The sequence below is a fragment of the Pseudoalteromonas sp. NZS11 genome, from assembly GCF_015864765.1.
Taxonomy (GTDB): domain Bacteria; phylum Pseudomonadota; class Gammaproteobacteria; order Enterobacterales; family Alteromonadaceae; genus Pseudoalteromonas; species Pseudoalteromonas arctica.
In genome coordinates, this window is record NZ_JADYWP010000020.1 from 1 (window position 1) to 9887 (window position 9887).

Below are 9887 nucleotides of genomic sequence, written 5' to 3' on the forward strand. Positions count from 1 at the left end.
AGCAACTTAATAATCGTCCGAGGAAGACACTTGGATTTGAAACGCCTGCAAAATTGATGCAGGATCACTTGGCGGCTAAAGCCGCCTAAACGTTATGCACTTCAGATTTGAATCCGCGTAACTAAATATTCAAATAACTAGATAACTAGATAACTACTTTTGGCAATTTGAGCAAAAAATAGTACTGCGCTGCCCCAATCTAATTTCTTCCAATTCGTTTTCACACGTCATACATGGCTTGCCTTTTCGCCCATATACTAATAACTCTTGAGCAAAATACCCAGGCTTACCATCACTTTGTGCAAAGTCTTTAAGCGTTGTACCACCTTGTGTAATAGCCGCTGCAAGTGTGTCTTTTATAATAGGGATAAGTGCTTGATAACGTTTGAGCGATACTTTTCCCGCTTCTCGCTTTGGATGTATACCCGCTTTAAATAACGATTCATTCGCGTAAATATTACCAACACCAACAACCACTGCGTTATCCATAATAAACTGCTTTACCGGTACTTTTTTATTGCGCGATTGTTCGTACACGCGTTTAGCAAAAAAATCATCGGTAAGCGGCTCAGGGCCAAGCTTAGAGAGTAGCTTATGCACTTCACCTGGCTCTTGCCATAAGCAGCAACCAAAGCGACGAGGATCGTTTAAGCGCAGTGCTTTACCGTTGCCAAAAATAAACTCTACATGGTCATGCTTTTTAAGCGGCTCACTTTTATCTACAACACGTAAATTACCTGACATACCCAAATGTAAAATAGTGCTCCCAAGCTCACAGTGTAAAAGTAAGTATTTAGCTCGTCGTTCAATACTAGTAACAATTAGCCCTTCAAGCTGATACACGTCATCAGGCACTGGCCAGCGCATACTGGCATTGTAAATATTTACCTTAGTAACTACTTGGTTTTGTACGTGGGGAGTGATGCCCATTCGGCTCACTTCTACCTCTGGTAATTCAGGCATTAATTAGACTCACTTTATGAAAAATCAAAACTAGGAAATAACTGCTGTGCAGTTTTTAAATCGAGTGCGAGTATTCGTTGGCTACTCTTTTCGAGTAAGTAATATTGCCCATCGCCTTTATAAAGCAAATAAACCCAAGGTAAACTCTCGCCAGCCAACTCAAATGCAGCAACATATAAAGGCTCATTAGGATTAAAAACAACAGATTCGTTAACGCCCATTAACTGCGCGCTTTGCCACTGATTAATTAAATCACTAAGTTGCTGCTCAGAGGCTTGCCACACAAGCGGTATGTCTTTTTGTAGTGGGGTTGTACGCCAGCTTGTTCCTATTCGCTCAATTTTTTGATCAACAAATTGCAGTGTCAGTACAAAACTTTGCTGGGGGAGTACGGCTTGTAATGTTGGTTTATCCTCCCCTCCCAAAAGTTGCTTATGCCAGCCATTTAAGAAGAAGATCATAATCAACATCGAAAATATTATAACGTTGTTCCAACCTTTACGGCCCAGTCGCATATTAATACACCTAGTAAATTCAAGATTTTAAAGTGTAACTAAAACTTAATTGCGCTGTCTATATGTTAAAGGCCGCAGACTTTGTTAGAATATCGGCAAATTTAAAGGAGTTCCGTCAATGTCTATGTATGTAGTGGGCCATAAAATCCCAGATTCAGATTCTATTTGTGGTGCAATTGCACTGGCTTATTTAAAAAACCAAATCGATGAGCCAGCAATTCCAACTCGTCTTGGTGAAATATCACCTGAAACTCAATTTATCCTTGATAAATTTGGCTTCGAAGCACCAGAGCTTAAATTAAGCTACGCGGGTGAAGATGTGTATATTGTAGATCACACAGAAAAAACACAAGCACCCGATGATATCGACCAAGCTCGCGTTGTTGGCGTGGTAGATCACCACAAATTAGGTGACTTAACATCATCTACTCCGCTTGAATGTTGGATTCGTCCTGTTGGTTGTTCAAACACCATTATTAAAATGATGTACGACTTCTACAGCGTAGAAATCCCTAAAGACATCGCGGGTATTATGATGTGTGCAATTTTAAGCGACACAGTCATATTTAAATCACCAACATGTACCACTGCCGATATTAAATGTGTTGAAGCGCTAGCTGAAATTGCAGGCGTAGAAGACTTTAAAGAATTGGGTATGGATATGTTTCGCGTTAAATCTGCGGTAGAAGACACACCAGCACGTGATTTAGTAATGCGCGACTTTAAAGATTTCAACATGAACGGTAACCTAGTAGGCATTGGCCAACTAGAAGTAATCGACCTTGCTGTTTTTGACGATATTAAAGCAGACCTTGCAGCCGATATTGCTAAGCTAAAAGTTGAGGGTAATCGCCACTCTGTATTTTTACTACTTACCGATATAATGAAAGAAGGCTCAGAAATGCTAATTGTATCTGACGATGCAAACTTAGTTGAGCAGGCTTACGGTGTAAAACCAGAGAATGATAAAGTATGGTTAGATGGTGTACTGAGCCGTAAAAAGCAAGTAGTACCACCACTACAAGATGCATTCACAAAAATCTAATGATACCAATTTTATTAAAAACATGATTATTTTATCGCATTAAATAGCTCACTAATTTAATGCTATTGGTATAACGTTTTTTGATTTAAAAGCCTTGTTGGTTATGCCAACGAGGTTTTTTATATCAATTCACTAATCATATTTTTAAAAACAAAAAACCCAGCCTAGGCTGGGTTTTTAAATTCTAAAAGAACTAAAATTACTTAATTTTAGCTTCTTTAAAAAGAACATGTTTACGAATCTTTGGATCAAACTTTTTGATTTCCATCTTCTCAGGCATGTTACGTTTGTTTTTGTCAGTAGTGTAGAAAAAACCAGTACCGGCAGTTGAAACTAAACGGATTTTATCGCGCATGATTCAGATCCTTAAACTTTAACGCCGCGAGCACGGATTTCTGTAAGAACCGTGTCGATGCCTTTTTTATCGATAATACGCATACCTTTAGTAGTAGTGCGTAATGTTACAAAACGTTTTTCACTTTCAACCCAAAAACGGTGTGTTTGTAGGTTAGGTAGGAAACGACGTCTAGTCGCGTTTCTCGCGTGTGAACGGTGATTACCAACCGCAGGACGCTTACCTGTAACTTGACATACTTTAGACATGTCTATATATCTCCAATAACTTCGCTCGAGCTTAATTTAATCTAAGGCCGTGTATTTCCGCCCTAGAGATAAATCGAAGGGCGCTCTTTATACAGCTTTTACAGGCAAAGATCAAACACTGATCTATCCAATCAGCTCATATATGTAAATTTGATAGCGGCTAATTATAAAGATCGAATGCCCTTAGGGAAAGTAAAAACTGCATTTAAATTAAACTAATTTGCCAAAACACGTTAAACAGCTCATTTTTAACACACTTCTGTATCTAACAAAGCTAAATCAGGCCTCGCTCGGCAAACGAAACACACGTTTCTCCACCAACAATGATGTGATCGAGCACACTTATGTCGACCAATTGCAGTGCTTGCTGCAATTTATTAGTAATAAGTTTGTCTGCTTGGCTCGGTTCTGCAATACCACTTGGATGATTATGCGCAAAAATAACAGCGGCTGCATTATTTTTAAGCGCAGCCTTTACCACTTCACGCGGATAAACACTGGCAGAATTAATTGTGCCATAAAAAAGTATTTCATCTTTTACTAATCTATTTTGGCTATCTAGGTATAACACCATAAATACTTCTTGTTGTAAGCCCCGCATTTGAATGGTCAGGTAATCGTAAACTGAGTTTGGCGAATTAAACACGGCGTCTCGTTGGCAACGCTCCTGCATATAACGTTGGCTTAGCTCTAACACAGCTTGTAGCTGAACATACTTAGCGGTCCCTAACCCCTTTTGAGAGCAAAACTCCTCAATGCTAGCATTAAACAAATTATGAAGTGTTTTATTCTCGTTTAATAAATGCTGAGCCAACTCAATTACATTCATTCCCGGTAACCCTGTTCGTAAAAATATGGCAAGAAGCTCTGCGTCAGTCAGCGCCTTAGCCCCCTTTGCTATGAGCTTTTCACGAGGTCGAAGTGAGTTTGGTAGTGAAGTAAGTTGCATTATTCATCCTTGAGAGGCGAAAGTGTCTTATAAATGTAATGCAAATTTGAAATTTAGCCTGTTATTTCGAATTAAAAAACTTCGCTGTATGGGTAAAGATTTGTTATTTTAAGCCCAATATTTAATAAAAACTGATGAACATCCATGACTAACTTAACAAACAAAAAAATTGTACTAGGTATTACCGGCGGTATTGCAGCTTATAAATGTGCAGAACTCGTTAGGCGATTAAAAGACTCTGGTTGTGAAGTAAAAGTAGTTATGACTGAATCAGCTAAACACTTTATTACACCACTGACCATGCAAGCCGTTAGTGGAGAAACAGTCTCTGACTCATTACTAGACCCTTCTGCTGAAGCTTCAATGGGGCATATTGAATTTGCAAAATGGGCTGACTTAATTTTAGTTGCTCCAGCGACGTGTAATATTATTGCTAAAATGGCAGCCGGCATTGCTGACGACCTACTAACAACGTTACTACTAGCAACGCCTGCAAAAGTCGCAGTTGCGCCAGCCATGAACCAGCAAATGTATGCACACGCAGCAACACAAGCTAATTTAGCCACATTAAAAGCACGTAACGTACTTATTTGGGGCCCAGGTAAAGGTGAGCAAGCCTGTGGCGATATAGGCGCTGGACGCATGTTAGAGCCACATGAGCTAGTTGCGCTATGTATAGCAAAAGAGCAACCGCAATTACTTGCAGGAAAAACAATTACAATAACAGCAGGCCCAACGCGTGAGCCTCTCGATCCGGTACGTTTTATATCAAATCACAGTTCAGGAAAAATGGGTTATGCACTGGCAGAGGCCGCTTTGCAACTCGGTGCTACGGTTAATTTAATTTCGGGTCCAGTCACTATAAAAGCCCCTACTGGCGTAAACCTTATCAATATAGAAAGCGCTGAGGAGCTATTAACTGAGTCACTTACCTATGCACCACAATCAGATGCTTTTATAGGTTGCGCTGCTGTTGCGGATTATCGAGCTGCAAACATTGCGACTCAAAAAATGAAAAAACAAGGCGACGAACTCACCCTTACTTTAACTAAAAACCCTGACGTAATTGCAGCTATTGCCAACCTTACACAAAACCGCCCCTATACGGTTGGATTTGCCGCCGAAACTCAAAATGTAGAAAGCTATGCTAAAGGTAAACTAAAAAATAAAAATCTAGATATGATTTGCGCTAATGACGTATCAAAAAGTGGCTTAGGGTTTAATTCCGATCATAATGCTTTAACACTGTACTGGCATAATGAACAACTAGAATTACCAACTACAAGTAAAATAGAAATAGCTCGCAAGGTGATCGAACAGCTGGCTAAACATCTATAAAAAGGCTGGAAACAAACTGAATAAAACATTAACATACGCTAATCATTTGAACAAAAAATGACTAGGGTTCTTAACTGCGCCACTAAGAATAACTAATAAAAAGGAATGTTCATGCCTGCGACAAAAAGAAGTAATCGCAAAGAGCAAATACTGCAAGCACTCGCACAAATGTTAGAAACTAATTTAGGACAACGCATCACCACAGCAAAACTAGCTGCTGAGGTGGGTGTGTCTGAAGCCGCGCTGTATCGTCATTTTCCGAGCAAAGCGCGTATGTTTGAGGGCTTAATTGAGTTTATTGAAGATACCCTTTTATCTCGTATAAATATTATTATTGAAAACGAAAAAGAAAGCCAAACGCGCATTTATAACATTCTATTATTACTTCTAACCTTTGCTGAAAAAAATCCAGGCATTACTCGTATTTTAACTGGCGATGCTCTGCAAGGTGAGCAGGAACGTTTACGCGAGCGGGTACAAAGCTTGTTTGAAAAATTAGAAACTCAGTTTAAACAAGTACTTCGTGAGCGTAAATTACGTGAAGGTAAAAACTTTCAAAGTGATGAGCTTACACTTGCAAACTTTTTACTCGCCTACGTTGAAGGCAAAATGAATCAGTTTGTACGTAGCGACTTTAAAGCAAAACCAAGTGTTCAATTTGAAAAACAATGGCTTGAGCTACAAAAAATTTGGCTGTAATGTTTGCTAAATTAATAAATTAAATACCAAAAAACGACCTACGGGTCGTTTTGTCGTATGTAGCTGCCATTTATCTGATCCGCTCGAATTATGAACCAAACTCGTTACAATGAAACAATGTCATAATACGAGAATCAATAATGAAAACAAAACTCACCTTATTAAGCACGGCACTCGTTGCCAGCTTAACTAGCACCGGCATACACGCCAAAGAATCGCTACAATTTAAAGACGTATTTAGTTTTAAATCAGCTAAAAGCACACAACTATCTGACAATGGTCAAGTACTCACTTTTAGTGCAACGCCGTATCGTGGAAATGCAACTGGTCAAGTTTACTCACTACAAAGCAATACACTCATCGCAGAAGTAGAACGCGGCACTAAGCCTCATATTAATAAAGCCGCTAACTGGGTCGCTTTTACACAAGTACCTACCTTACTTGAAAAAGAAACAACCAAAAAAAAAGACACACTTCAAAACAACCTGGTACTCGTAAACACACAATCAGGTGCCCAACAAAGCTTTGCAGATGTAAAAGATTACACGTTATCTGATGACGGTATGTGGCTTGCTTATCGTTTAAATAAAAAAGACGATGACGCAAAAGTAGAAGATAAAACCGATAGCACTAAAAACGAAGAAGACAACGCTATCACGCCCGATAAAAAAGATAAGAGCTATGCGCTTGTTATCGTAAATTTATCTGATAAACGCACCCATACAATAGAAAACGTATTTAGCTACGCTATTAACTCAGCTAACAGCCAGCTATTAGTGAGTCAAAGTTACAGCGATGGTAATAACAACCAAATAGCGTTAATTGAGCTAAGTGACTTTAATAGCAGCGTATTAATTGATGAACCAGGCGTAATCGCAAATAAAATAGCGTGGCACCCAACTGACAATATTGCAGCGTTTACATTGGGTAACTATGTAAATGATGACACGCGCCGTCGTAGCTACACTTTACAGCTATATAAAAACGAGAAGCTTGCAACTATAGATTCACCGAATAAAGCATGGACGTTAGGGAAAACAGCCACCCTTGAATGGTCAGAAAATGGCGAGCGTTTATATTTTGAAAACCATCCAAAGCTTGCTGCTAAAGTTAAGGCTAAAGAATATACTGATGAAGCCTCATTGTACGACTTTGATACCATACGTGAACATAAAGGTTTAGATGTATGGCACAACAACGATGCGCAAATAAAACCGCGTGAAGAGCAGCAATGGAACGAAGTTAATAAAAATCGCCATTACAGTGCGGTGTATCACGTTAACTCGCAAAAAGTGGTACAGCTAAGTACCACTAATATGCCTGAGGTTGCACTAAACCCTCAGCGAGATGTATCTTTACTTGGTTCATCTAACATCCCCTACCTAGAAAAAATAATGTACGGCGGTTTTTTTGCTGATTACTTTGCAGTAAATATAAACACCGGTAAACAAACTCCAATTATTAGTAACTATCCGTTTAGACCGAGCCTTGCCCCTAATGGTGAGTTTGCGACTTATTTTAGCGATAGCCAAATACAGCTAAAAGATTTAAAAAACAATAAAGTAACACCGCTTACAAAAGCGATTCAGGCAACCTTTGCTGATGATAAACACGACTACCCATCTATTCAACCTGGTTATGGTTTTGCTGGTTGGATGACCGATAGCAGCCAAGTGCTTGCTTATAGTAAATACGATGTTTGGGCGTTTGATGTAAAAACTAAGCAAGCTAAACGCCTAACTAATGGTAAGCAAAGCAATACGCAGTACCGTGTTATTAAGCTTGATAAAACCCAAGTGGGCTTTAAAAAAGGCGATACATTACTTGTCTCTGCTATTAACTTACAAACTAAACAAAGCGAAGTGGCAAAGCTCAACTTAACCACTAACACAATAACTAACGTGCTTAGCGGTAATAAACGCTTTGATGTAGTTAAAAAAGCCAAAAAGGCTGACAAGTACTTGTTCACCTCGCAAACTTATAGCCAATTTCCTGATTACTACCAAACAGATTTTAGCTTTAGCGCACCAAAACAAGTGACCACCCTAAACCCACAAATTAGTAATTTTGCATGGGGAGAAAAGCCAGAACTAATAAGCTATAAAGGCTTTGATGGCGAAGATTTACAAGGCGTACTAATAAAACCAGCGGGCTATAAAAAAGGCGATAAAGTACCTGTGGTTGTGTATTTTTATCGTTACATGAGCCAGCGTATGTTTGATTTTCCAAAAATGGAATTAAACCATCGCCCTAACTTCCCTATGTTTACCTCAAACGGTTATGCGGTATTTTTACCTGATATTCGCTTTGAAATAGGTCACCCTGGTAAATCGTCAACGCAAACCATGATAAACGCTACCCAAAAATTAATAGATTTAGGCATAGCCGACCCAGATAAAATAGGCTTACAAGGTCACTCTTGGGCGGGTTATCAAAGTGCGTTTATGATAACCCAAACAGATATGTTTAAAGCGGTTGTATCTGGCGCGCCAGTATCAAACATGACCAGTGCTTACAGTGGCATACGTTTAAAATCGGGCCTTGCTCGTCAATTTCAATACGAAACAGGACAAAGCCGTATTGGCAAAAACTTATTTGAAGCACCAGAACTTTATATAGAAAACTCACCAGTATTTTTTGCAGACAAAGTTAATACGCCTATCTTAATAATGTCTGGCGACAAAGACGATGCAGTACCTTGGCATGAGAGCGTGCAGTACTACTTAGCTCTGCGCCGTGCAGGAAAAGATGCTACATTTTTACAATACGAAGGTGAACCACACCACTTGAAAAAGTTTCCTAATCAGGTCGATTTTTCAGTACGTATGATGCAGTACTTTGATCATTACTTAAAAGGCAAACCAGCTGAAAAGTGGATGACAAAAGGCGAGGCATTTATAGAGGAATAGATATAACATTTATTCAGAGCTCTACGTAAGCGATAACGTTGAGCTCTGCGTCAATTAAATCAAGGCGAGGCATATTACATTTAAGTAATCAGTCACTACCTAGTCCTTCATACCTTTGAAAAATGCTATAATGATCTTTAAACTTTTATAAACACCACCGTATATAAGCGTTTTAATCAAAGTAAAAAACTATAATAAAAGCCTAATATAAGTAATAATCACTAAATTCAGAGGTTAAAGAGTCGTTCATTACGCTAGGTTTTTGGTACAAAGAGTTTCCACAATACCCAAAAGACCATAAGGATTTTTGGCGTACTCGCTTAATAGCCCACTCTTTACTAATAACCACATGTTACTTTTTAGTTTTAACACTCCTCAATCTTTTTTATTTTGAAAGCTATGACATTGCTTTAATTGATGCCTTAGGACTTACGATATCGTTAGGTATTTATACTTGGTTTAATAAAACAGCCAACGTAAATGCAGCAGCGTGGGCTGTTACCCTTATGGTCGTTAGCTTAATAATGATGTTTGTGATTTCAGTTGGTGGCCATGCCCACTCTTTATTTTGGGCAACGTTAATCCCGCCTTTTAGCTTTTTTTTAGTTGGAAGAAACTGGGGAAGCCTATTTAGTACAGTCGCTTTTGCTATTTGTGCGTACCTTGTGTATTTACAACAACAGCAAACTGTAACAATTGGCTTAGGCTCTTTATTTAATCTTATAGAGGTAAGCCTTGCTCATATCCTAGATTCAAATTGTAAGTGCATAACTTGTTTTGGCTAGATTAAGTGGTCAGTTGCTCATAAGCTAACTGCTTTTTCTCCGGCAAGAGATTTTACAATGAGACATTACAAACAACTGACC

The 9887-nt window shown here is 38.8% G+C and carries 9 protein-coding genes and 1 pseudogene; 5 read left to right on the forward strand and 5 right to left on the reverse strand.

Going from position 1 to position 9887, the window contains the following annotated elements; translation table 11 throughout:
• Positions 1-153: 153 nt before the first annotated feature.
• On the reverse strand, positions 154-963 hold the full coding sequence (gene mutM, locus I6E82_RS19670) for a bifunctional DNA-formamidopyrimidine glycosylase/DNA-(apurinic or apyrimidinic site) lyase (protein ID WP_004335526.1): 810 nt from the start codon (positions 961-963) through the stop codon (positions 154-156).
• A gap of 14 nt (positions 964-977) precedes the next feature.
• Positions 978-1478 (reverse strand): hypothetical protein, encoded by a 501-nt coding sequence (locus tag I6E82_RS19675; RefSeq protein WP_121954796.1) that lies wholly within the window; start codon positions 1476-1478, stop codon positions 978-980.
• 118 nt (positions 1479-1596) lie between these two features.
• On the opposite strand from I6E82_RS19675, the gene I6E82_RS19680 reads away from it, so the two are divergent.
• Entirely contained in the window at positions 1597-2523 is a 927-nt protein-coding gene (locus tag I6E82_RS19680; protein ID WP_007581938.1) for a manganese-dependent inorganic pyrophosphatase, read from the forward strand.
• Between the two features lie 199 nt (positions 2524-2722).
• On the opposite strand, the gene rpmG is transcribed toward I6E82_RS19680, so the two are convergent.
• The 3 genes from rpmG to radC all read right to left on the reverse strand — a co-directional run bounded on the left by rpmG (position 2723) and on the right by radC (position 4075).
• Complete coding sequence (gene rpmG, locus I6E82_RS19685; protein WP_004335545.1) at positions 2723-2878, reverse strand: 50S ribosomal protein L33; 156 nt, start codon at positions 2876-2878, stop codon at positions 2723-2725.
• An 11-nt stretch (positions 2879-2889) separates the two neighbouring features.
• Positions 2890-3126, reverse strand: coding sequence for a 50S ribosomal protein L28 (rpmB, locus tag I6E82_RS19690; protein WP_004335549.1), 237 nt, complete (start codon positions 3124-3126; stop codon positions 2890-2892).
• 274 nt (positions 3127-3400) lie between these two features.
• The gene (gene radC / locus I6E82_RS19695; protein WP_007581936.1) at positions 3401-4075 is read right to left on the reverse strand and encodes a RadC family protein; all 675 of its coding nucleotides are present in this window, start codon (positions 4073-4075) and stop codon (positions 3401-3403) included.
• Between the two features lie 144 nt (positions 4076-4219).
• Between radC and coaBC the strand changes: the two genes are divergently transcribed.
• The 4 genes and pseudogenes from coaBC to I6E82_RS19905 form a co-directional block, all read left to right on the forward strand.
• Positions 4220-5413 (forward strand): bifunctional phosphopantothenoylcysteine decarboxylase/phosphopantothenate--cysteine ligase CoaBC, encoded by a 1194-nt coding sequence (gene coaBC / locus I6E82_RS19700; RefSeq protein WP_197118525.1) that lies wholly within the window; start codon positions 4220-4222, stop codon positions 5411-5413.
• Positions 5414-5524: 111 nt separating this feature from the next.
• Complete coding sequence (gene slmA, locus I6E82_RS19705) at positions 5525-6112, forward strand: nucleoid occlusion factor SlmA (RefSeq protein WP_007581932.1); 588 nt, start codon at positions 5525-5527, stop codon at positions 6110-6112.
• Positions 6113-6252: 140 nt separating this feature from the next.
• Positions 6253-9021 (forward strand): S9 family peptidase, encoded by a 2769-nt coding sequence (locus tag I6E82_RS19710; protein WP_197118526.1) that lies wholly within the window; start codon positions 6253-6255, stop codon positions 9019-9021.
• A gap of 248 nt (positions 9022-9269) precedes the next feature.
• A pseudogene (locus tag I6E82_RS19905) lies at positions 9270-9770 on the forward strand (GGDEF domain-containing protein); the annotation flags it as partial.
• Between the last annotated feature and the right edge of the window lie 117 nt (positions 9771-9887).

Excerpts from the sequence above, each read along its gene's own strand:
- mutM (WP_004335526.1), bottom strand. The coding sequence starts at position 963 with ATGCCTGAATTACCAGAGGTAGAAGTGAGCCGAATGGGCATCACTCCC.
- I6E82_RS19675 (WP_121954796.1), bottom strand. The coding sequence starts at position 1,478 with ATGCGACTGGGCCGTAAAGGTTGGAACAACGTTATAATATTTTCGATG.
- I6E82_RS19680 (WP_007581938.1), top strand. The coding sequence starts at position 1,597 with ATGTCTATGTATGTAGTGGGCCATAAAATCCCAGATTCAGATTCTATT.
- rpmG (WP_004335545.1), bottom strand. The coding sequence starts at position 2,878 with ATGCGCGATAAAATCCGTTTAGTTTCAACTGCCGGTACTGGTTTTTTC.
- rpmB (WP_004335549.1), bottom strand. The coding sequence starts at position 3,126 with ATGTCTAAAGTATGTCAAGTTACAGGTAAGCGTCCTGCGGTTGGTAAT.
- radC (WP_007581936.1), bottom strand. The coding sequence starts at position 4,075 with ATGCAACTTACTTCACTACCAAACTCACTTCGACCTCGTGAAAAGCTC.
- coaBC (WP_197118525.1), top strand. The coding sequence starts at position 4,220 with ATGACTAACTTAACAAACAAAAAAATTGTACTAGGTATTACCGGCGGT.
- slmA (WP_007581932.1), top strand. The coding sequence starts at position 5,525 with ATGCCTGCGACAAAAAGAAGTAATCGCAAAGAGCAAATACTGCAAGCA.
- I6E82_RS19710 (WP_197118526.1), top strand. The coding sequence starts at position 6,253 with ATGAAAACAAAACTCACCTTATTAAGCACGGCACTCGTTGCCAGCTTA.